26 protein-coding genes and 1 pseudogene are annotated in these 22,045 nt (G+C 62.2%); 5 read left to right on the forward strand and 22 right to left on the reverse strand.

The features are described from left to right. Position 1 precedes the first annotated feature (1 nt). The gene (locus NR187_RS31635; RefSeq protein ID WP_211384899.1) at positions 2–994 is read left to right on the forward strand and encodes a 3-hydroxybutyryl-CoA dehydrogenase; all 993 of its coding nucleotides are present in this window, start codon (positions 2–4) and stop codon (positions 992–994) included. On the opposite strand, the gene NR187_RS31640 is transcribed toward NR187_RS31635, so the two are convergent. The 6 genes from NR187_RS31640 to NR187_RS31665 all read right to left on the reverse strand — a co-directional run bounded on the left by NR187_RS31640 (position 991) and on the right by NR187_RS31665 (position 7,349). Continuing rightward, complete coding sequence (locus tag NR187_RS31640) at positions 991–2,037, reverse strand: peptidase M29 (RefSeq protein WP_256809001.1); 1,047 nt, start codon at positions 2,035–2,037, stop codon at positions 991–993. The genes NR187_RS31635 and NR187_RS31640 overlap by 4 nt on opposite strands. 37 nt (positions 2,038–2,074) lie before the next feature. Further along, complete coding sequence (locus NR187_RS31645) at positions 2,075–2,842, reverse strand: ABC transporter permease (protein ID WP_211384897.1); 768 nt, start codon at positions 2,840–2,842, stop codon at positions 2,075–2,077. Next, positions 2,839–3,624: an ABC transporter permease gene (locus NR187_RS31650; RefSeq protein ID WP_256809002.1), complete on the reverse strand. Its 786-nt coding sequence runs from the start codon at positions 3,622–3,624 to the stop codon at positions 2,839–2,841. The genes NR187_RS31645 and NR187_RS31650 overlap by 4 nt, the downstream gene beginning before the upstream one ends. Next, entirely contained in the window at positions 3,621–4,466 is an 846-nt protein-coding gene (locus NR187_RS31655; RefSeq protein ID WP_211384895.1) for an ABC transporter ATP-binding protein, read from the reverse strand. Before NR187_RS31655 ends, NR187_RS31650 begins: the two co-directional genes overlap by 4 nt. Before the next feature lie 125 nt (positions 4,467–4,591). After that, complete coding sequence (gene ilvD / locus NR187_RS31660; protein WP_211384894.1) at positions 4,592–6,286, reverse strand: dihydroxy-acid dehydratase; 1,695 nt, start codon at positions 6,284–6,286, stop codon at positions 4,592–4,594. Between the two features lie 79 nt (positions 6,287–6,365). Then, a complete protein-coding gene (locus NR187_RS31665; protein ID WP_211384893.1) occupies positions 6,366–7,349 on the reverse strand; it encodes an ABC transporter substrate-binding protein in 984 nt (327 codons plus the stop codon). Between the two features lie 175 nt (positions 7,350–7,524). Between NR187_RS31665 and NR187_RS31670 the strand changes: the two genes are divergently transcribed. Then, positions 7,525–8,433: an NAD(P)-dependent oxidoreductase gene (locus NR187_RS31670; RefSeq protein WP_211385368.1), complete on the forward strand. Its 909-nt coding sequence runs from the start codon at positions 7,525–7,527 to the stop codon at positions 8,431–8,433. A gap of 25 nt (positions 8,434–8,458) precedes the next feature. Here NR187_RS31670 and NR187_RS31675 read toward each other — a convergent pair whose 3' ends face one another. The 9 genes from NR187_RS31675 to NR187_RS31715 form a co-directional block, all read right to left on the reverse strand. Continuing rightward, positions 8,459–9,022, reverse strand: a complete 564-nt coding sequence (locus NR187_RS31675; protein WP_211384892.1) for a flavin reductase family protein — start codon at positions 9,020–9,022, stop codon at positions 8,459–8,461. Between the two features lie 9 nt (positions 9,023–9,031). After that, entirely contained in the window at positions 9,032–10,237 is a 1,206-nt protein-coding gene (locus NR187_RS31680; RefSeq protein ID WP_256809003.1) for an acyl-CoA dehydrogenase family protein, read from the reverse strand. A gap of 142 nt (positions 10,238–10,379) precedes the next feature. After that, positions 10,380–11,636: a CaiB/BaiF CoA-transferase family protein gene (locus NR187_RS31685; RefSeq protein WP_256809004.1), complete on the reverse strand. Its 1,257-nt coding sequence runs from the start codon at positions 11,634–11,636 to the stop codon at positions 10,380–10,382. Between the two features lie 238 nt (positions 11,637–11,874). Continuing rightward, positions 11,875–12,303, reverse strand: coding sequence for a GNAT family N-acetyltransferase (locus NR187_RS31690; protein WP_256809005.1), 429 nt, complete (start codon positions 12,301–12,303; stop codon positions 11,875–11,877). A gap of 59 nt (positions 12,304–12,362) precedes the next feature. Then, positions 12,363–12,662, reverse strand: coding sequence for a hypothetical protein (locus NR187_RS31695; RefSeq protein ID WP_256809006.1), 300 nt, complete (start codon positions 12,660–12,662; stop codon positions 12,363–12,365). After that, complete coding sequence (locus NR187_RS31700; protein ID WP_256809009.1) at positions 12,659–13,042, reverse strand: hypothetical protein; 384 nt, start codon at positions 13,040–13,042, stop codon at positions 12,659–12,661. Before NR187_RS31700 ends, NR187_RS31695 begins: the two co-directional genes overlap by 4 nt. Next, positions 13,033–13,284, reverse strand: a complete 252-nt coding sequence (locus NR187_RS31705; protein WP_256809010.1) for a hypothetical protein — start codon at positions 13,282–13,284, stop codon at positions 13,033–13,035. The genes NR187_RS31700 and NR187_RS31705 overlap by 10 nt, the downstream gene beginning before the upstream one ends. Continuing rightward, positions 13,284–13,433 carry a hypothetical protein gene (locus NR187_RS31710; protein WP_256809011.1) on the reverse strand — a complete coding sequence of 50 codons (150 nt, stop codon included), beginning with the start codon at positions 13,431–13,433 and terminating at the stop codon, positions 13,284–13,286. Before NR187_RS31710 ends, NR187_RS31705 begins: the two co-directional genes overlap by 1 nt. A gap of 2 nt (positions 13,434–13,435) precedes the next feature. Further along, positions 13,436–14,122 carry a hypothetical protein gene (locus tag NR187_RS31715; RefSeq protein WP_256809012.1) on the reverse strand — a complete coding sequence of 229 codons (687 nt, stop codon included), beginning with the start codon at positions 14,120–14,122 and terminating at the stop codon, positions 13,436–13,438. A gap of 80 nt (positions 14,123–14,202) precedes the next feature. Between NR187_RS31715 and NR187_RS31720 the strand changes: the two genes are divergently transcribed. Next, positions 14,203–15,204, forward strand: coding sequence for an acyltransferase (locus tag NR187_RS31720; protein ID WP_256809013.1), 1,002 nt, complete (start codon positions 14,203–14,205; stop codon positions 15,202–15,204). Here NR187_RS31720 and NR187_RS31725 read toward each other — a convergent pair. From NR187_RS31725 to NR187_RS31755, 7 genes and pseudogenes are all read right to left on the reverse strand, one after another. After that, entirely contained in the window at positions 15,197–16,180 is a 984-nt protein-coding gene (locus NR187_RS31725; protein WP_256809015.1) for a phage tail protein, read from the reverse strand. The two genes, NR187_RS31720 and NR187_RS31725, sit on opposite strands and share 8 nt — an antisense overlap. A gap of 74 nt (positions 16,181–16,254) precedes the next feature. Then, positions 16,255–16,476, reverse strand: a complete 222-nt coding sequence (locus tag NR187_RS31730) for a hypothetical protein (protein WP_256809016.1) — start codon at positions 16,474–16,476, stop codon at positions 16,255–16,257. Then, a complete protein-coding gene (locus NR187_RS31735) occupies positions 16,442–16,930 on the reverse strand; it encodes a hypothetical protein (RefSeq protein WP_256809017.1) in 489 nt (162 codons plus the stop codon). Before NR187_RS31735 ends, NR187_RS31730 begins: the two co-directional genes overlap by 35 nt. Then, positions 16,927–17,193, reverse strand: a complete 267-nt coding sequence (locus tag NR187_RS31740) for a hypothetical protein (RefSeq protein WP_256809018.1) — start codon at positions 17,191–17,193, stop codon at positions 16,927–16,929. Before NR187_RS31740 ends, NR187_RS31735 begins: the two co-directional genes overlap by 4 nt. Positions 17,194–17,568: 375 nt before the next feature. Further along, positions 17,569–18,018 carry a hypothetical protein gene (locus NR187_RS31745; RefSeq protein WP_256809019.1) on the reverse strand — a complete coding sequence of 150 codons (450 nt, stop codon included), beginning with the start codon at positions 18,016–18,018 and terminating at the stop codon, positions 17,569–17,571. Positions 18,019–18,392: 374 nt separating this feature from the next. After that, positions 18,393–18,704 (reverse strand): annotated as a pseudogene (locus NR187_RS34925) (phage terminase large subunit); the annotation flags it as partial. 266 nt (positions 18,705–18,970) lie between these two features. After that, positions 18,971–19,309 (reverse strand): hypothetical protein, encoded by a 339-nt coding sequence (locus tag NR187_RS31755; RefSeq protein ID WP_211384888.1) that lies wholly within the window; start codon positions 19,307–19,309, stop codon positions 18,971–18,973. 483 nt (positions 19,310–19,792) lie between these two features. On the opposite strand from NR187_RS31755, the gene NR187_RS31760 reads away from it, so the two are divergent. Then, on the forward strand, positions 19,793–20,137 hold the full coding sequence (locus NR187_RS31760) for a response regulator (protein ID WP_211384887.1): 345 nt from the start codon (positions 19,793–19,795) through the stop codon (positions 20,135–20,137). A 230-nt stretch (positions 20,138–20,367) separates the two neighbouring features. Further along, positions 20,368–21,900, forward strand: a complete 1,533-nt coding sequence (locus tag NR187_RS31765; RefSeq protein WP_256809023.1) for an FAD-dependent monooxygenase — start codon at positions 20,368–20,370, stop codon at positions 21,898–21,900. Positions 21,901–22,045: the final 145 nt, after the last annotated feature.

Below are 22,045 nucleotides of genomic sequence, written 5' to 3' on the forward strand. Positions count from 1 at the left end.
GATGACCAGCCGCACCAACATTGCCTGTCTCGGGGCCGGTCGCATGGGCCGCGGCATCGCCGTCGCGTTCGCTTACGCGGGGCATACGGTCACGATGGTCGATATCAAGGCACGTTCCACGGACGATTTCGCCAAGCTCGAGGCGGACGCGATCGGCGAAGTCAGGACTACCTTTGCCAGCCTGGCGAAGCTGGGGCTGCTGACCGAAGCAGATGTCGATCCGCTCATCGCGAGGGTCTCGGTGGTGCCGGCCAATCAGAGCGGCGCAGCGCTAGCCGAAGCCGGCATCGTCTTCGAGGGCGTTCCGGAAGTCGTTGAGCTCAAGCGCGAGGTGCTGGGAGCGGCTTCAAAACAGGTCGGGCCGGATACGATCATTGCATCGACGACGTCGACCATCCTCGTCGACGATCTCTCCGGCGCGATCGTAAACCCCCGCCGCTTCCTCAATGTGCACTGGCTCAATCCGGCCTATCTGATCCCTCTGGTAGAAGTCTCGCCCGGCAAGGCCACCGATCCGGCCATCATCGACGAGGTCAAGGCGCTGCTCGAAGGCATCGGCAAGGTTCCGGTCGTCTGTGCGGCGACCCCAGGCTTCATCGTCCCGCGCATCCAGGCGCTGGCGATGAACGAAGCCGCGCGCATGGTCGAGGAAGGCGTCGCCAGCGCGGAAGATATCGACAAGGCGATCCGCTACGGGTTCGGCTTCCGCTACGCCGTGCTCGGGCTGCTCGAGTTCATCGACTGGGGCGGCGGCGACATTCTCTACTACGCCAGTCGCTATCTCGAGGGCGCACTCGGCAGCGACCGCTATCGTGCACCTGATGTCATTGCCCGCAACATGCATGAAGGCAAGATCGGTCTACGGACAGGCGCCGGCTTCCTCGATTATTCAGGAATGGACGTCGACGCCTATCGGGTAAAGCGGCTTCAGGCCATGGTCGACCTGCTCCGGCACTTCAACCTGGCTCGCCCGCCGGTGCTCGATCGCGTCTAGCCGAAGACGTCCTGAAGCACGCCTTCGCGAACGACCGCGACGCCGTCCAGTTCGATCGTCGTTCCCATCATCGGCAGGTCGAAATGGCCTGCCGTGTAACGGCCGGCGAATTCGTTGGCGCCGGTCGAGAACAGGAAGTTGCCGGAGACGGCCCGAATCTCCGTGCCATTGGTATCGCGTTGGTCGTACATCGACAGCGCTTCGTAGCGCGCGCCGGGATTCATGCCGAAACCGACATGCGAGACCGCATAGGCTTCGCGATCGCCCCAAGCGGCAAGATAGGCACGCATCATCGCGGCATCCGTACCCTCGCCTTCCAGCTCCACGACATAATCATCCTTCAAGGTCATCTTCACCGGCGACGTCAGGTAGCGCTTGAAGGTGAGGTTGATGTCGCCTGGCGCCATCACCAGCGCGCCGTTGATCGTCCCGCTCTTGGGGAAGCTGACGACGATGCCGCCCGGCCAATGCGCCAGCGTGCCGGGCTTGTCCGTCCAGCCCCAGACGCCGACGGTCGAGGCACCGACCATGTCGACGTCGAGCGCCGTGCCGGCCTTCGATGTCACCCGCATCCGCTTGGTCCCACGCAGCATCTTCGCCGCCGCGCGGACGCGCTTCTCGAGCGCGGAATCCGGCACCATCCGCTCCAGCGCCTCGGGATGCTCGTTGGAAATCACAAGGATGCGCGCGCCGGCCTTCAGTATCTCGGGCGTCTCCACCGCATGCATCAGGCCTTCGATGGTGCAATCCACGACAAAACCCGCTTGCTGAAGCGCCGTGATAACCGGACCAAGCCGCTGGATCGCCTCGCTCGCCCCTGTCGAGCGAACCGGAACGATATTGCGGTTTCGCGGCGTCGGCATCACCACGTGGAACGGCCGCGCCCCCATTCGCAGCAGCGCAAGCTCCGCAAGGTGAACATTCAGCGCGCGTGACTGGGTTTCCGAGAGGATCGCCGCAGTATCGCCGGACTTGACGGCGCATCGCTCAAAAATCTCGCAAAACGCGTCGATCCATTTTGCCTCGATGCGATCCGCCAGCATGGTTCACTCCCGATCTTCTGGTTTCTCGTTAGTCAGATCACGTTTCGGGGAAGCCCCGTAAAAGGTACGATCGCAAGGCACCCAACAGGCCGTTCAGGATCAACCCCAAGAGCGAGATCGTGATCAACGGCACGAACATGTCGACAGCCTGAAAGGTCCGGGCTGCCGTCACGAGCACATGGCCCAGCCCGTCCGTCGACGTGATCATCTCGGCCAGAAACACCACGATGCAGGAAATGACAAGGCCGATCCGGCAGCCGGTCAGGATCGACGGCATCGCCGCCGGCAGCACCACCTTGAAAAGGATCTCGTAGCGCGGTGTGCCGGCCGCCATGGCCGACCAGATCAGCTTCTGCTCGACGGTCGACGCACCATAGTAAGTCGAGAGCAGAATGGGAAAGAGCGCATCCGCCGCCACCAGCGTGATCTTCGATCCGTGACCGAAACCGAGCAGCAGCAACAGCGCCGGGTAGAGCGCGACTTTAGGCAAAGGCGCCAAAACCCGAACGATCGGCCGAACCACGGCATTGATCGCGGGACTGGCGGCGGCGGCGATGCCGATGCTCACGCCGAGCACCACCGCGATCGCGAAACCGGCAAACAGCCGGATCAGGGTTGCCGCGATCTCCTGCTGGTATGTCCACGTCACGAGTTGCTGGGCCAGCCGGCCGAAGACGAAACCCGGCGGCGGCAGCAGGACCGCAGGCGCAAAGCCGAATGACACGAGGCCTTGCCACACCGCGATCACCAGCACGATCGGCGCAAGCCCAAGAATGACGTTTGCTGGGAGAAAGCGCGATGTCATGAGAAGCTCAGCGGCAGGTCGAACTGAGGCTCTGACCAGCGCACCAGCCGTGCGCGGACCCGCTCGAAGATCGCATCGAGGCAGATACCCATCGCTCCCACGATGATGATCATCGCATAGACGGTGTCGTATTGGCCCATGTCGAGCGCGTTGAACAGGATATTGCCGGCGCCGGACTGGCGGGCGATCATCTCGCTGGTGATCATCGTGATCAGCGCCAGCACGAGTCCCGTGCGGCAACCGGTCAGAATTTCGGGAAGCGCCGCCGGCAGCACAATCCGGACCAGCCGTTGCGCCGGCGAAAGCCCCATTGCGGCGCCCGACCATAGCATCTTCTCTTCCACCGCCTTGGCGCCCTCAAAGCTGTGATAGATCACGGGCAGGCTGACGCCGAGGAAGATCACCAGCGTCTTCGTGACGTCGCCGACGCCGAGCCACAGCATGATGATCGGCATCAAGGCTGCCTTCGGAACCGGGTAGATCACCATCAGGAGCGGATTGAAGAAGGCGGCCACCGCGCGGCTGCGGCCCATCAACAGACCTAGTGGAATGGAAACCATCACCGCCACACCAAATCCGATCGCCATGCGGCGAAGCGAAGCCAGGATATTGATCAGCGCTTCCTTGTCCCCGAGGATATCCGGGATTGCACGGATCGCCTCGATCGCCGTCGGGAAGCTGTCGTTCTTCAGCGCGAATGACGCAGCCTGCCATGCCGCCAGAAGCCCGATGCAGGCAAACACCGGCGCGGCACGCTTGGCCAGGGCCGCTAGCGACATCATGACGGCGATCCGGTCTCTTCGACCTCATCGAACATGCGCTCGATATCGACGACGTATTTCTGGTACCGCGAATCGAGCAACAGCTCGTTGCGACGCCGCGGGCGCGGCAGATCGATGTCGATCACCTGCCGAATGCGGCCGGGCGACTTCGACATCATCACGACCTTGTCCGACAGGAAGACGGCCTCGTCGACCGAATGGGTGACGAACAACACCGTCTTGCGGTCGCGCTCCCAGATATTCAACAGATCGTTCTGCAAGCGCGTTCGGGTGTGAGCATCGAGCGCACCGAACGGTTCGTCCATCAACAGAACCTCAGGATGGTAAGCCAGCGTCCGAGCCAGCGCCACACGCTGCTTCATGCCGCCCGACAGCTCCTTGGGATAGAAGTTCTCGTAGCCCTTGAGGCCGACCATCTCGATCAAGGCCCGGCTTTGTGCTTCTGCCTCGCTGGGGCGCATGCCCTGCTGACGCGGGCCATACATCACGTTGCCCAGCACCGTCTTCCACGGAAACAACGCAAATTCCTGAAACACCGGACCGCGATCAGGCCCCGGCCCCGTGATCGGCCGCCCCTTTATCTTCGCCGAGCCGCTGGTCGGAGTAACGAAACCGCCGACGATGTAAAGCAGCGTCGACTTGCCACAGCCGGACGGACCAAGGATCGAGACGAACGCTCCGTCGTCGATCGTCAGCGAGATGTCGGATAGCGCCACATGATCCTTGCGCGCCGAGGTCTGGAAGACCTGCGACACGCGGTCGATCTCGATGATCACGGAAGCCGGCTCTTGTGACGTCACCGGTCTCACCCATTCGCTCGATCTCGAAGGCACAACCTTCATCCCGCCTCTCGCTTCACTCACGCGCGGACATCACGCAACCGATGTGCTGAATGTGCACCATCAGCGGCAAGAGCACAGCAAGAAACTTGCCAGACCACCGGCTGTTTCCGGGCACGTGAACTGCGTCATTCGAACCAGGGCCATTCGGCGGGTCCCTCATGCGTGACGGCTCCGCCCGGTGCCTGGCCAACCAATCGCGCATATTTCGCGAGCGCGCCTGCGCGGTGGCGAGGCGGACGTGGCTTCCAATCGTGTCGGCGCGCGTCAAGTTCCTGCTCGTCGACCAGCATATCCATCCGCCGATTTGCGGCGTCGATCCGGATCCTGTCGCCATCGCGAACCAGTGCCAGCGGACCACCAATGAAGGCCTCCGGAGATACATAGCCGATGCACATTCCGCGAGTGGCGCCGGAGAACCGTCCATCGGTGATCAAGGCCACCTTTTCGCCCATACCCTGCCCGTAGATCAGCGCCGTGACGCCGAGCATCTCGCGCATGCCGGGACCGCCGACCGGCCCCTCATTGCGGATCACGAGCACCTCGCCCGCCTTGTAGCTGCGGTCGCGAACCGCTGCGACGCAAGCCTCCTCGTCCTCGAAAACGCGCGCCACGCCCTCGAAGAACTGGCTCTTCAGGCCCGCGATCTTGATGACCGCGCCGTCAGGACAGAGATTGCCCTTCAGCACGGCCACGCCACCATCGGGCATGATTGGCGCGCGCACGGTGTAAATGACCTCGCCGTCCGGGGTATTGGACGCGCCATATTCCTCGGCGAGCGTTCGGCCCGTGACCGACAAGCAGCTGCCATCGATATGCCCGCTCTGGATCAACTCGCGGATCACAACGGCCGCGCCGCCGATATCGTAGACGTCTTTCGCCGTATATTTGCCTCCCGGCCGCAGGTTTCCGATCAGCGGCGTCCTTGCAAAAACTTCACCGACATCATCGATCGTGAATGCAATGCCGGCCTCGTTCGCGATCGCCGGCAGATGCAGCGCGGCATTGGTCGAACCGCCGGTGGCGGCCACGATCGCCGCGCCGTTTTCCAGGGATTTCCGCGTCACGATGTCGCGCGGCGACGGCCCGCCGCGCTCCAACATCTCCATGATCAGGCGTCCGGCGCGCCGGGATATCTGCGCACGCTCGGCATAGATGCCCGGCACCATCGACACGTTGGGAATGGTGAGGCCCATCGCCTCCGACACCATCCCCATGGTGTTCGCGGTGAACTGGCCGGCACAGGCACCGATGGTCGGCAGGCAGGCCCGCTCGATCCGCTCGAGCGTGGCGCCGTCGATCTCTCCGGTCATGAAGCTGCCGACAGCCTCGTAGGAGTCCAGCACGGTCAGGGTCCGCCCGTCCACGCGCCCCGGCAGCGAGCTGCCGCCATAGATGAAAATGGACGGCACGTTGCAACGGACCATGCCCATCATCACGCCGGGAAGCGTCTTGTCGCATCCGCCGTACCCGATCAGCGCATCGTAGGCGAGACCATGGACGACGGCTTCGATCGAGTCGGCAATCAGCTCCCGTGAAAACAGGGAGAACTTCATCCCCTCGTGATTCATGCTGATGCCGTCGGAAACCGACACGGTCGAAAACTCGCGCGGCGTACCGCCGGCCTCCTCGATTCCCGTCTTGGCCGCAGCGACCTGAAAGTCGTGGGTCATGTTGCAGGGCGTCTGCTCGCCCTTCATGCTGACGACGCCGACCATCGGCCTCTCGATCGCAGCGTCGTCGAGCCCCATTGCACGCATGAATGCGCGGTGCGGGGCCCGGTCGAGGCCATCTGTCGTGACCCGTGATCGCAGCTTCTTCATACTTGCATCTTCTTCATGCAACGCCCCGGATCATCCGGGGACGCCGCGACATCCTCATTCGGATCATTCGCTCCGTCGTCTATTGCAGCGGCGCGACGATCGTCGGATGCTTGAATTGGGCGACGTCCAGTTTTGGCAGCATTCCCGTCTCGGCATAGATGTCCAGCATCTTCTGGATCGCGGGGAAATTCGGTGCCGCACCCGGATCCCGGCCGAAATCATTGTCCTTGAGCAGATAGGTATCGAGAACCGGAACAGGTGCCTTCAGAACTTCGTTGACGACCTTCAGCGTCTCTTCGCGATTGGCCAGCGCTTTCTTCATGCCAGAGGTAATGTCCCGCACATAAGCCTTCGCCAACTCCGGATTCTTGTCGACGAAATCGGCCCGGCAGGCTTCCAGGATGTGCACGATGTTCGGCATGGCTTGCGACAGCGAGAACAGCTTGCGAGTGCCGCCCTTCGCCTCCGCGCGCGCGGCAAACGGCTGGTTCATGTTGACCGCATCGACGCGCCCCTGCCGCAATGCATCTTCGGAGACGGCAAAGCCGACCTCGACCAGCTTGATGTCCTTGGTCGGGTCCACGCCATTCTGCTTCAGGAGCAGATTGAACGGGCCTTGCGTGCCGCCGCCGATCACGGAAATCCCGACCGTCTTGCCCTTGAGATCGGCGATCGTCTTGATCGGCGAGTCGTCCATGACCGCCCAGTAGACCGAGAAGCCGCCGGGCTTCTCGAAGACGTGCTGCGCCACGATGTAGGCCTTGAGGTTACCCCCAACCACGCCGTTGGCGAGCGACAGCGGCGCCTGCGTTGCGCAATCCAGCGCGCCGGCCGCCAATGCCTGCGTCATCGGCGCAGTACCCTGAAATTGGGTCCATTCGATATTGTATGTCTTGCCGATATTGGGAAATTCAGCCGGGCGGCGCATCATCCAGTACTTGGATTCCTCGGCCGGAATCGTCCAGCCGACGCGGATCGTCTGCTGTGCCCATGACGGACCTGAGCCCGCAATCGCGGCCGCAGCCGCCCCCAATGCCAGGATCCATCTCGAAACGGTTCGCATCGTGCCCACTCCGCTGCTCCGGCGCCAACCGCGCCACCAACCCGACCCGGGCAAATGTTTCATGGTTCAAACAATCAGGCAAGCCATGCGGACCGGGCGGTTTCGCCGTCAGATCCGCCATGTATGGTAAATCGGCGGGCGCGCAGCATTGCGCCGCGGCGGAAGGAGGCAACCTATGGCTGATGCGAGCAAGTCAAACCCGCAAGGAGTCGAGAGGCTCGGCTATCTCGGCCTTGGACTGATGGGCGCTCCGATGACCCGGCGCCTGCTCAAGGCTGGCCATCAGGTCAATGTCTGGAACCGCTCGGAAGGCAAGGTGGCCGCACTCGTCGAGGCCGGCGCCAGGCGCGCAGCGGCCCCACGCGACTTGATGGAGAGCTCGAGCATCATTTTCATGTGCGTGACGGATGCCGCCGCCGTCGAAGAGGTGATCTTCGGACCCGACGGCGTTTCAACCGCTCCCGGCGCAGGAAAGCTCATAGTCGATTTCTCGTCGATCCACCCTGACGCCGCACGGGACCTCGCGGCGCGACTGAAAGCTGCGAACGGAGCTGGCTGGATCGACGCACCGGTATCCGGCGGCACCAAGGGGGCCGAGGAAGGCACCCTTGCAATCATGGCCGGCGGAGAGGCAGCCGACATCGAGAGGGTTCGGCCCTATGTGCTCGCTATGGCGCGCAGGCTCACCCTCATGGGTCCGACTGGTGCCGGCCAGACTACGAAGCTATGCAATCAGGTGATCGTCGGATGCGCGATGGCTGTTCTCGCGGAAGCAACACGCCTTGCCGTGAACGCCGGAATCGACGCCCACCGGTTGCCCGAAGCGCTCGCCGGCGGCTTCGCAGATTCCATTCCGCTCCAACTGTTCGTACCGCGGATGGTCCAGGGCATTCATTCGCCGCCGCTCGGTCACATTGCGACGATGCTCAAGGACCTGGATACGGTCGCCGATGTCGCACAGACGACGTCGACGCCGGTGCCCATGGCCTCGCTTGCGGGACAACTTTTCAGGCTCGCCAAGGCCGCACGAGGCGCGGACGCGGATGCGCTCGAGATCTACAAGCTGTCGGCGCCGGAGCGCTGAGCCGTCGAGCGCGAACTGAAGCACGCTAAGGTGCCTTCTTGCCCGCCTCGTCGACCAGAAACCGGCCAAACGTCCCCCGCGCGAAGAGCAGCGGCTCTTCCGCATTGTAAGTATAGGCCTCGACCGCACCGAGGAAGATCACGTGGTCGCCGCCGTAATAGCGATTGACCGAGCGGCATTGAAAATTGGCGACGCTCTCGGCGAGCACCGGCGCATTGCCGAGGCCCGGGGTCCAGTCCACACCGGTGAACTTGTCGTCCGACGATTTGGCGAATTTGCTCGCAAGCGCCTGTTGCGAAGCGCCGAGCACGTTGACAATGAAATGACTGGCGTTCTGGAAGATGGTCAAACTGGAGGAATAGACGACGAGGCTCCAGAGAACCAGCGGAGGATTCAGCGAGACCGAGGCGAACGAATTGCACGTCAGGCCATAGGGCTTGCCGTCAGGGGCCGCAGCCGTGATGATCGTCACGCCCGTGGCGTAGGTACCGAGCGCATTGCGAAAATCGCGAGGATCGATCGACGAGCTGTCGCTCGCGAATTCGTTGGCTGGATCGGGAACGGCCGGCTGCTTCGGCAGATCATTCATCGTCCGGCCTCACAGCGTGAGATTCTCGGACGGCAGCCCCAGCGCCACGCGTCCATAATTGGTTCCGGCCGCATCGAAATTGAACGCCAGATGCGAGTTGATCGCATGCGCATCGCGGAACTGCCGCTGCAATACGCCCGTCGTGAACAGGCCCCGCGCTCCGCTCGCGGCAAACAGCATCGAGACCGCATCGGTGCACAAGTTCACCGAAAAAGCCCCGTCGCGCCGATATCTGGTCTTGGTTGCCATATCGGCGACATGACCGCGCCGTGCATCTTCCATGGCATTCAGACAGGCTGAGCGCATAATGAGGTGTGCAGCGTCGATCTTTGCCGAGGCCTCCGCGATCTTGATCTGTGTGCTCTGAAAGTCGCTCAGCTTGGCGCGGTTGTAGGTAGAAATGCGGTGACGGGCGACCTCCACATAATCGTCGAGACACGCCCGCGCGTTCCCCAGCGCGACACCGGAGAGGACGTAAGGAAACAGCGAGAACACGGGGAGCGCATACAGAGGATTAGGATTGAGCTTGCTTCCCGGAGTCGGGCCGCCGGCAAGATCGCCCACCGCGACTGTCATGTAGTTGGCCACGAAAGCGTCCTTGACCTCGACGTCGCAAGACCCCGTCCCGCGCAGTCCCGCGACGTTCCAGGTGTCGAGGACCTTGTAGTCGCCTTTCGGCAACAGAAATATCCGATACTCGATGCCGTCTGCCTCATCGTCGGAGTAAACCACGCTCGCAAGCATGTTCCATGCGCAGGAGGCGACGCCCGAGGAGAATGGCCAGCTGCCATGGAGCCGGTATCCGCCCTCGACTCTCGTGGCGCGTCCGGCGGGAAATATGAACGAGGATGCGATCAGCGCGTCCGGATCGTGGCCCCAGACCAGATCCTGCGCTTTCTGCTCGAACATGCCGAGCATCCAGTGATGGCTCGCCAGATTGGCAAGATTCCACGCCACTGACGCATCCGCCCGCCCGAGCAGTTCGGCGCAGTCGACAAGAGCGACATAGTCGAGCTCGGCGCCGCCGATGCGGCTCGGCTGGAGCATCCGGAACAGGCCGGCTTCGTGGAGATCCTTTTCGGTTTCCGGCGGGAGTTGCCGCAGCTCTTCCGTCCGCGCCGCCCGCTCTCGCAGCCGTGGTACGAGAGCCCGGGCGTTCGCCATCATCGCGGCATAGGCACGTTCAGCGGTTTCCGGCCCGTTGGGCTGGCCCATGCTCGGCTCTCGACCAGACGCCATTCGTGTCCCTCGCTCTGGCACATTTATGCGGCGGGAACTTTATCAAATCAAGCGGACGGGCGATGCCGGCCCCCGTGCTGGCCCCATGGGATCGAACCTCTCAGGCTCAAACCGAACTCTATGGCTTGCCAGGTCCAAAGACACCCTTTTGGCTGAGCTCCGAAATCCGGTGGGCGTCATAGCCAAGCGTATCGCGCAGCACGTCTTGGGTATGTTCACCCAACAGCGGTGCCGCGACGGGATCAATCGCGCCTGTCAGGCCCATGGTAATCGGGGTCTCGATGTTGGGAACCCATTCCGCGGTAGGATGTGGAATTCGGCTCAAGCGATGACGCTCGCGAGCCTCCGGTGCATTGAACCCCTCTTCAACCGTCCGAAGATAGCCGACCGGGATACTGGCCAGCTTCATCTTCGCCATCCAGTTCTCGAGGGTATCGCCCGCAAAGACCTCCGCGATGGCTGCTCGCAAAAGCTCCTTGTTCTCGGAGCGGGCTTTGCGCGTTGCAAACTGCGGATCGGTAATGAGATCGGGCCTGTTCAGCACCTCGACAACCAGTCTGCGATAGAGCCGATCGTTGGCACACGCCATGTAGAGCGGCCCATCGGAGGCTTCGTAGACACCGACGGTGGGAGACCCGCTCGGCGAATTGCCGAACCGCCCCGGATTCTCGCCGTTGATCAGATAGGCCATGCCGTAGAAGCCCGTCATTCCCATTGCGACATCGAACAAGGCGACCTCGACATGCTGGCCGCGACCGAGCCGATCCCGCGCCAACAGCGCCAGCAGGATCGCGTTGCAGGCAGACATCCCCGTCGCCATGTCCACGATGGGTGGGCCGGTACGAACCGCCGGGCCATCGGCAAATCCGTTGAGCGACATGAACCCGCTTTCCGCCTGCGTGATCGGATCAAAACCGGGACGCGCGGCAAACGGTCCGGTGCGCCCGTAGGCGGAGATCGAGCAATAGACCAGCCGCGGATTGAGCGGCGCAACAGCATCATAGTCGAGGCCAAATTTCTTCATGACCCCGCTGGAAAAGTTCTCGACGACCACATCGGCCTTGCGAATCAGATCCAGTGCAATTTCACGGGCCTCTGGCACGCTAAGGTCGAGCGCGATGCCGCGCTTGTTGCGGTTCAGGCTCAAATAGGCAGCACTCTCTCCGCCGATTTCGGCGTGTTCATACGCACGCGTGTCGTCGCCACCGTGTGGATTCTCGATCTTGATGACCTTCGCGCCGAAATCGGCAAGCGTCTGCGTGCAGGCCGGGCCGGCAACCACACGCGTGAAATCAACAACCAGCAGGCCTTCGAGCGCAGCTGGCCCTCCCGTCGCCCGCGGCGAACGTTCGGGCAGTTGAGGCTTGGTGGGCATCGATAACGCTCCCTTGCATCGGCTTATGGCCGCCGAATTTCCCGCGAGAGCAAACTTAAAGCCCGCCACCGCCCACTTCGCAAGTGCCTCACCGGCATCGCTTGAATACGCAAAAATGGGCCCGGCAGCGGTCAAGCTGCCGGGCCCTCGGACATTCCAGGCGGACGAGGTTGTGCTTCATCTCACAACTGGCCATTCTGCATCGCAAAAGCACGTTCCGCACGCCGGGAAAACTTGCTCAGCGAAGCCTCTTTCGCCAATAAAGCGTATGCGCCCAGGCCCACGGCACTTCCGGCTCGAAGAGCCGATAGCCCGCCTGGATGAAGTTATTCGCAGATGTCGGATTGTCCGTCGTATCTGAGACGATGCTGTCCCATCTGATACGCCGCCCCCTCGCCTCGACCACACGCATCAATCTGCGCTGAAGTCCCCGTCCCCAATGCCGTTGCAAGACCCCGACCCTGGAGAAATAGCCGCCATTTCTGACGTGCGTCGATGGAAGAACGCCGGCGAAAGCCACCGCATCGTCACCGTGATAGGCCAGCCACCACGTTCCCAACTCGAATTGAGGCATGACAGCCGCGTCGAAGAACGTCAACTGATGCAGATCAGACAATGTGTCGGCAACGTCGTCATCGGATGCATCGACAATGCGAATTCTGTACATGAGACGGCCCGTCAGTGGGATGATGTGAGCGCAAGCCCCGCGATGTCCGCCGCGAAGGCTCATTTGCCCAGCACGACCTTGACACCCAGCCAGACCGCCCCCATCAGGCCGGTGGCAATCACGGTAATCACGGCCTTGAAGGTGTAGCTCTGCGCCTGCTCCACGCTCTTTCGCCACCTCCGCAGGTGCTGGAAATCGGCCCTCAGCTCCTTCCGGTCGTCATCTTCGATTCCAAAAGAAGCCAGCACCGATGCGACTGCCTTCAACACGATCGTATCGATGCTTTCCTGCTGAAATCTGTGCTGTTCGGCGAGCGTCTCGGCCACGATCGCCCTGATTTCGTCATCCTGCATCTTCACCGCTTGATGATCCTTGCGACATTCTCGAAACCGCGTTTGGCGAAGTAGAAGGAGACCACGAGATTGGCCGTGACCGCGGCAAATCCCGCCAGAGGATCGGTCGACCCCAGACCGAAAATCTTGTCGAAGACCAGCAGTTTCGCAAAGTAGAGAGCGACGCAGTACCCCATCAATTTGTCCGGCTCCCACCAATGCCCGATCTCCGCGATGCGATACTGCATGACGGCTTTGATTTCGGCCGTCTGCGCCGCGATCTCGCTCGCCGCGAGATCCGCCGCGATCCTGGTGTCGACATTGTCAGCCTTCAGCTTCGCGCTGTAGGCATCGATCAGCGCCTTGACGACGGGGCCGCCGAGAAACGAGATGATCGTCATCCACATTGGTCTTTTCTCCGAAGAGTCCGCAGGCGTGCGATGATCGTCACGACCGAGATCACGAGCAGGATGCGTCCGGTTGTCTTGACGTCGCCGATGGCCGCGCTGATCTGGTCCTTGACGCCGGGATCGCCCAGCGTGTCGGCAAGATCGTCGGTGATCGAGGCCAGCGCACCGGCAAGCGCGATGCAATAGCTCCAGGCGATGGTCATGGAGTGCAGGCAGGCCGCTTTGATTCTCGCAAGCATCACGGCCTGCCTCTCAGCACCGCAAGTCTTGCCTCGAGCGATTTGATCAGGGAGTCGGTGCCGGTCACGAGCCGGAGGACCGGATCCTTGCAGAACCAACAGGCACCAAAGCCCGCGGCGAAGAAGAAGACGTCGAGAGTCGTCCGCATGTTCATTTCCTTCCAAAGATCGCTCGGATCAGGTTGATCACGAAAGCGCCGATCGAGCCTTTCGACGGGTTCGTCAGTGACGGCCCCGTCGCATCGTCGGCCGCCGGCTTCCTTGCACTCTTCGTCCCCGCGAAGCTGATTTCCTGATCGATCTCCATCAGAGCGATGATGAGCGCTGCACAACCCAGCTGCAGGTCGACCTTGCCCGGATCGTAAACGCCATCCCGGACATACTTTCCGGCGCGGTATTGGTTGGTACCGGACCAGAGATAGGGCGACGGCACGCCCCGGGCTGCGTAACCAATGCCGTTGTAGGTCTCGAGCGCGGTCAAGGCTGCGGCGGTCGACCAGTCCTTGTGGCGTGCGAGGAAGGGCGGACACTTGACCAGCGCATCGATGGCCGCGGCCTCCCACGACTCGAACGGACCTCGCCCGGCCGGGACGTGAACCGACACGTGGTTCCACGGATCACCCTGCGCGAGCGAAGCCCTCCAGTCCTGGGAGGATTCTCGTTCATGAATGACTGCAATGGCCGGCCAGGGAACGCCGGTTTCCAGCTCGACGGCCTGGTATCGCGGCTTGGCCTTGTGGAGGCGCAAAGCAATTTTGGCGGCTTCGGCTTTTCGGGTGGGCTTGGCTTTCAGCCAGCGCTTTGCGTTCGCCGCAGACAGGGCGTTAAGGTCCACCATGGGTTGCTCTATTGTGAGTTGCGGGTGTAGATTTCGACCGGCCAGAAGAGCAGTCGACGCGGGGATGGTAAATCGAAGCTATGGAGGCAACGCGCGAGAAGGAACTAGGCATTCAAAGCGCGCGAGCCGTTGCCGCGCTCTGCATCATGTATTTCCATTCTTGGATCGCGCTGGTTCGCTTCCCCGAAGGAGCAGCGTGGCAAATTCCAGTTCTGACCAAATACGGCTGGTTGGCGGTAGATTTCTTTTTCGCGATCAGCGGCTATGTAATTTGCATGGTCGTCACAAAGCCAAACTTCAGCCCAACGTCATTTCTAATCAAGCGCGTCTTCCGCCTATACCCGTTATGGCTCGTGACCCTAACGGCATTTGCCGGGATGGTGCTTGTTTGGAGAGAGCCCACCGAGACGGAAACCGTCAATCACTTCCTGTTATCGGCAACACTGCTGCCGACCAACCCGCTCCCATGGTACGGCCCGGGATGGAGCCTTCAGCATGAGATGGCATTCTACGTTTTGGCCGCCGTCATCGTTCCATTTGGGGGCGTCTCCGGACTTATAGCGTTTCTTCTCGCAACCGCTGTTGCGGCTCACATATTTCCGTTGCCATGGTATGTGTCGCAGATCGCCCTTCGACACCCGGAATTTCTCGCTGGGATATTAGCCTTCCTACTCGCTCCACGGTTGAAAGTTGTTGGCTTCATTTTTCCACTGACACTTGGTTTACTTCTGCTCTTGGCGCTGATGAACCAATTCGGGCAGGAGTTCGTTGCGCCAGCGCTATTTTTCTTGGTGATCGCATTCGTAAATCTCAAATCTCCGCCCGCTGTGCTAGTTGTCATTGGCGATGCGTCGTACTCGATCTACCTCATACACATGGCAACATTCTTCGTTGTCTCCAGTGTGACCAGCAAGATAACGCTTCCGTGGTGGTTCGCTGAGCCCCTTCGTTTCCTGACGATGGCGGCAATTATTGGCGCATCTTTTCTATGCTGGAAATGGTTCGAACTCCCAATGACCCGCTATGGTTCTCGTGTTGCCACGTTAGTGCGACGCGAATACTTACCTGCGCCGACTAAATGATCCGCAGTATCTTGTTCGCGATGATCGTTGGCTGCACGGTTCGGTGAGCATTGCCGCCACTCGGGTTGATCGTGATCCCCGTGGTAGCGCTCACAACGGTGACCGGCTTGAAAACGTTCGTGTTAGTGATGCCGCGTGGCGGGAAGTCGCCCGTGCCTGTGGAGTTGCCCATCTCCCACGATGCGGCATGTGTGTGGCCCGGATCGGCGTATGGAATGCTGGATGGCAATTGCCCAGCGGTAAGCGTTAGGCTTTCCGCACCGCCAACCCCGCCAAGAGTAGTTGCCGTTCCACCAAAGTAGGATGAAGTGAGCCGGCTCGCAGCGCTCCCGCCCATATCATCCTTGCCAGCCACAATGCGCCCGCGGAGATCTGGGATATTGAAGGTGGAGGAGCCGTCGCCAGTTCCATAAGACGTGCCAAACATCGAGAATAGCGTTGAATACGCCGTTCGGGAGATTGCTTGTCCATACGCGAGAACAAACGAACTGTTTGGAGCCGTGGCGCCGAAGAAATCGATGCAGGATCCAATCGGCACGTTGTAGGGATTGTTGAAGAAGCCCACCAGGTAAAACGTGGCATCGTTGTTATTGTAGAGGGCCGCATACGGCGTTCCCTGTATGATCGTTCCGGCCGGAAGCTCGCCCGCGGGCGCCGACCGAAGCGGCTTGGCGCCGAGACCGTCGACGTTGATCGTGACCGTCGCTCCATTCGTTGCATGCGGCGTGAACGCGACGACTTGACCGTTCAACTGTGAGAGCGACTGAAAGACCTGATAGGTATTGACGGCATAGGCCGTGCTGGTGCCGGTCGTTACGATCGCGCCAGCGACGTCGTCCCGATGTTTCGCAATCGCTGCCATCATCGCGCGCGCCGAGTCGTTGACGCTGGAGGGTGACTGCCCCTCCGCCCAGTTGATCGTGGAATCTGCCGTTGCGTCGGCGGAGGCCGTCTGAGACCACTTGTAGAGAGTCATCGTGCGTCCTTGATGTGAAGAGGCGGCGCCGCGGGCCGCGATCGTGTGATCGACGGAGTCATTTTCATGGGCCGTCAGTCGGGCTTGTTCGCCTCGCCTTTGCACAGCTCGATGTACTGTGCGCAGCGACAGGACGGGGCCCTCGCCGTCAGGAGGTTGCGGATCACGCCCGCGGGGACGCCGGGGCTCTCGCCCGCGATCCGGGCCACACGATCGTCGATGATCCCATCGATTTCCGCGCGCAATTCCTCGATACGTTCCTCAAGCCTTGCCGTGCGCTGCTGTTTCAGTGCCATTGGTCTTTTCGTCCTTCGTTTGAGCCTCGAATGCCGCCAGTCTCTGCCGGCAGGAGGCGGCATCGTTCTGCGCGCGCCGGAGCGCGCGTTCGCGCTGTGTTTCGTGCGAGGCGAGATGGACCTGGATGTCGTAGGGTAGCGCGTCAAACCGTTGCTTGAACCGTCCGGGCCAGGACCGCGGCGGCGGAATGGCAGCAACCGCGCTCATCGCTCTCGCCGCGGTTCCGCCAAGGGTCGGGTCGGCAAGCCCGAGCGCCACGTGCATCCGCGATATGTCCTGTACGGCCGGCCACAACCGGTTCATGCCGAGCGACGCACAGTCAGCCACAAAACGCGCAACCGACGCAGGCGTGGCCGGACAGGCCGACACACCGTTCAGCTCGCACCATTTGACGAACATCGGCGCATCGCGCAGCCGGGCCTGCGCAAGCGCCGTCAGCAGCGGATGGGTCATCGCTGGGCTTTGCGCAGCGCCTCATGAAGGTCGCCCATGCGCCGGCGCAGATCGACCAGCTGAATACGCCTTCGAAGGCTGTGAGGACTCGAGTCGATGTCGCCCCCCAGCTCGGCATCGAATTTCTCGAGTGCTGCGACGCGCTTCTTCAGTCCGTAGAGCGCAAAGTTCTCGGCGATCCGATCCGGCGACATCGGCTCGCCGTAGAGATTTCCGCTGATGGATTCCGCGCGGTCAATGAAATTCCGGTCGTCCTCGTTCATGGTGCGCTTTCCTGTCGTGGTGTCACTTTTGTCGATTGATCGCTACGGCGAAAAGAAGATCGGCGGCGCGATCCAATGCTCCGGTCGCTCGCCTCGCCGTGACGATGGCGTGGGCTGCTCCTCCGTACCCGTCCGGCTTCCCGTTTCGGCGGACGCATTCATCTCGTCCATTGGGTACCCGAGCGCGGGGTATGGGTTGAGCTCGCGGGCTACGCGGCTCACGAACATCAGAACGCGCCGGATTCGCCGGCGCGCGCGCCTGGCTTGAGCCGCCTGATCAGGCGGCCGACCGCGGCAACTGCGAGCAACGTGACGAGATTCGTTGCGGTCATTACAAGAGCCGCGACAAAAGGCCCGTCCGCGGTTCGCGGAATGTTATTCGGACCGGGCCACATCAACACGACAAGCACACCGACGAACAATATATTGGCGAGCGCGACGCTGGCCATAAACCGCCGCATCGGCGGCAATCGCACGCCAAACAGCTCTGGCGTCACCACGAGGGTTGCCCCCAACAATGAGACAGACGAAATGCAACAGCGAGAATGCGATGGCGGCGATTACGATCGAATCGATGGATATGAGGCCGTATGTGACGAAAAGGCCCACGATCGCCACAAGCAGGAATTTGATGAAAACATCGAGGACGATGATCGATAGCCACCGGGACGCTGAGAGATTCAACTTGCCCTCCCCAACCAATATCAAGCCGTGCTCGCCAGAGGTTGCTTTGGACGGAAACGACACCCTGGCGATAACCTTCCCGGCAATACGAACACCTTCCGCCGGCCACACCTCGTTCAAGCCTTGGGTTGTCATCTGCACTTTGCACTACTCAACCGCTCAACTCAACGCCCGCTCGACTTCCGCGCCTGGCAACGAGCCACAGCCTCATTGAACTCGCCCGAGCTGGAAAGCCGCGCACTCAAGGAAAATAGATCGGACTGCTCGCGCTTGACATGGACGCAGCACACCTCCCGCAGACTCCCTCACCGTCGACCGCCCGTCCTCGCCTGGTAGAGCGCAACCGCGTCCCTGAGATCACCTGAGCTGGAAAGCCGCGCGCTCAATGCCCGCAGATCATTCTGATCGCGTTCACCCCGGCTGGCCGCCATGCCCGGCCTTTGCACCGGCGGGATCGGCTTTGCCGTAACGGTGTCCCTCGCTTTCATCATCAGTCGGTATTTGCCGGCGTCGTACTGCAGCCCGCGGAAGATGATGAGCCCGTCGCCGGGCGTCTCGATCTTGTCGCTGAAGAGCTTGAAGCCGTGACCGAGGCCGAGGCTGGCGATCTTTCCCTCGATCAGCCGCTTGGAAGATTGCGCCAGCGTGCGCTGCGCCTCGCGGATACAAACCGCGAGCGTACCGCGCTCGGCCTGGCAGGTCTCGACCAGAAGCTCGCCGAAGAAATGCGATTTGCCCGAGCCCCGCCCACCGTAGACGCCCTTGTAGCGGGTGGGTTTCAACAGCGGTTCGAAGATTTTCGCCGTCGGAATTTTCAGGATGGACAATGGATGCGCTCGCTCGCCCTCGGCAGGCCGGTGCGCCTGCGCCACATCGTGGTCCAGTCTTCGTTGTTGGACGGCATTTCACCGGCAACGCCGGACCAGCAAGCAGACCAGGAACCAGCGAAAGCATCATCAAGACCAAAAAACCCGCGGCCGATCGCTCGGCGCGGGCTAAACCTACTCTTCTTGATGATGCCATTCTGCCGGTGTTTTGCCCGACGAGTCAAACGGCAAATCCGACTGAACTGGAAAATGAGTTCTACGACAACTCAAGCACCGGCCCCACCGTCAGCGTCGCCCGAGCTCCCCGGATGCACGATGATCCGCTCGATCCGGTGAATCAATTCCAGCACGCCGTCCTCGCCGTTCTCGATCGGCTGTGCGGCCTTGCCCCAGCCGCGATCGAGGATCGCATTGGCGGCCGAGACACGGGCGGCCGGCGTTGCGTCGTCGCTGCACATGACGCCGACGAGCACCTTGAGTGCAGTTCTGGTGTGGCTGCGCGCGAGCGAGCGGATTTCGGTCAGGGTGCGCGCGCTGGACGTCTTCCTTCGCGCGGGCAAGCGGACCGGCTCGCTCACAACCGCGTATTGGATCTCCTCGCTCAAGAAAAAATCTCCCACAACACGATTGCAACCAGGCCCGCGAGCGCGAGCGATATCAGATAGGCTGTCATGACCTCTCCTTGAGAAAGAAATGCGCGGCAGATCGCGTGACGAAGCGCGATCGTTTCGGGCGCGAACCCTATCTCCGTTCCCGGAAGACCGCAGCGGCGCGAGCAACAGGCCCGGCGCCGCGGACCGGCACGTTCGCGCGTGCGCGGCCAGCAATGGTTCGGACGGCGGCGCGCCGATCGGCGCTCCGGGTTTGACGAGTGCGTGGCCGGATGCGCGGCCACCGTCCGATCTCGAAATCGAGACGAAAAAACCCGCAGCGGATGCGTTCCGCGCGGGTGAACCAAACTCGTCTCGATGATGGCATTATGCCGGTGTGTTGCCCGACGTGTCAAACACCGGTCGTTCGACCACGCCGTACAGGAACATATGTGATGGCCGTCGCGTTACTCCTCCATCAGGAAGGACGTTGGCGCGATGACTCATACTGTGCTGGTTGTCGACGACGATCCCGGCGTGCTCGACGTCCTCGTCGGCATGCTGGAGGATCTCGGCTGCAACGTCGTCAGCGCCCAAAGCGGCCCGGATGCGCTCGATCAGCTCAAGCAGAACCAGAATATCTCCATCCTCATCACGGACATCAACATGCCAGGCATGGACGGCCATGAGCTGGCCGAGCTGGCCAGCCGCGGCCACCCGGAGCTGAAGATATTGCAACTCTCGGGTCGCGAGCCTCGGCGCGACGGCCTTCCGATGATCCGGAAACCGTTTTCGTTCGAGGAACTCGCCAGCACCATGCAGCGAACCACCGGCATTTGCTGAACGTCGCATGCTCAAAACAAAACCCGCGGCGGGAAGCTCCCGCGCGGGCGAACCGAACTCTTTCGATGATGCCATTCTGCCGGTGTTTTGCCCGACGTGTCAAACACCGTCGAACGCGAAAGCGCAGACCCTTCCTCCCAGCTTGATATGTGGTGCGCAAGGGGCTTGCTTCAAGTCCCCGACCCTCGCGTAGAACCCCCGACCCAGCCACCAAGACGAGGGGTCACGACATGGCTGTACTGCTTCCGACATCGCGGTCGCGCGGCCGGAGCGAGCGAGCCCGCACGAGGAACCCGGCGCCGTCCGGGCATGCCGTGGTGATCGCAGGCGGCGGCCCGACCGGACTGATGCTGGCCGCCGAGCTCGCGCTCGCCGAGGTCGACGTCGCCGTCATCGAGCGGCGCGCGAGCCAGGAGCTCGTCGGCACGCGCGCCGGCGGGTTGCACGCGCGCACCATCGAGATCCTCGATCAGCGCGGCGTCGCGGACCGTTTCCTGCGCGAGGGACAAGTCACGCAGCTCGCGGGCTTCGCCTGGACCAGGCTCGACATCAGCGACCTGCCGACGCGGCACAATTACGGCCTCGCGCTGCGGCAGAGCCACATCGAACGCCTTCTGGCCGGCTGGGCCAGCGAGCTCGCGGTGCCGATCTATCGAAATTCCGAGGTGACGGGCTTCGCGCAGGACGAAACCGGCGTCGACGTGATGCTGTCCGGCGGCGAAGCGTTGCGCGCGAGCTATATCGTCGGCTGCGACGGTGGACGCAGCCTGGTGCGCAAGACCGCCGGCGTCGACTTCGTCGGCACAGATCCGACGCTCAGCAACCTGATGGCCGAGGTCGAGATGCGGGACGAGCCCGTCTGGGGCCTGCGCCACGACGCGCTCGGCTTTCACGGCCTCAGCAAGACCGAGAGCGGACGCGTGCTGGCCGTCGTGACCGAAGCGACGCTCGAGCGTACCGGCGAGCCCGGCCTGCACGATCTCAGCGAAGCTCTCGTCGCCGTGTACGGCACCGATTTCGGGCTCCACAGCCCGTCCTGGATCTCCCGCTTCACCGATGCGGCACGGCAGGCCGCGTCCTATCGCAAGGGGCGCGTGCTGCTCGCCGGCGATGCCGCGCACATCCATCATTCCGTCGGCGGACAAGGCCTCAACACCGGCGTGCAGGATGCGGTCAATCTCGGCTGGAAGCTGGCGCAAGTGGTCAAGGGCGCCTCGCCCGACAGCCTGCTCGACACCTACCACACCGAGCGCCATCCCGTCGCCGCGCGCGTCCTGCGCAACACCAGGGCACAAATCGCCCTGCTCCGCCGCGTCGACGACGGCCTCAGGGCCGCGCGCGAAATCGTCTCCGAACTGCTCGCGATGGACGCGCCGCGCCGGAGCTTTGGCGCGATGATGAGCGGGCTCGACATTCACTACGATCTCGGCGAAGGGCACCCGCTGCTCGGGCGGCGCGCGCCCGATCTCGATGTGACGATCGAAGGACGCCGCTTGAGATTATTCACGCTGCTGCACCGGGCGCGCGGCGTTCTCCTTGATTTCGGCAAGCCCGGTGGCATCGACGTCACGCCCTGGGCTGATCGCGTCGGTTACATAGCCGCCGATACCGACGGCGCGTGGGGGCTTCCGTGCGTCGGACAGGTCGCCGCGCCAGGCGCAGTGCTGGTGCGGCCCGACGGCCACGTGGCCTGGGTGGGAGACCAGAGCCAGCACGGACTTTCGGACGCGCTGACGAGGTGGTTCGGACCGGCTGCGGCGTGAGGCATGAACGTCCGACGCGCGGTCGAAACAAAGAAAGCCCGCGGAATTCCACGGTGTTGAAAGAGGCATCTTTCGATGATGCCATTCAGCCGGTGTTTGCCCGACGTGTCAAACGACGGATATCGAACAACATACTCACGTCTCT

Origin of the sequence: Bradyrhizobium sp. Bra64 (assembly GCF_024519875.1) — a bacterium.
GTDB classification, from domain to species: Bacteria; Pseudomonadota; Alphaproteobacteria; order Rhizobiales; family Xanthobacteraceae; genus Bradyrhizobium; species Bradyrhizobium japonicum_G.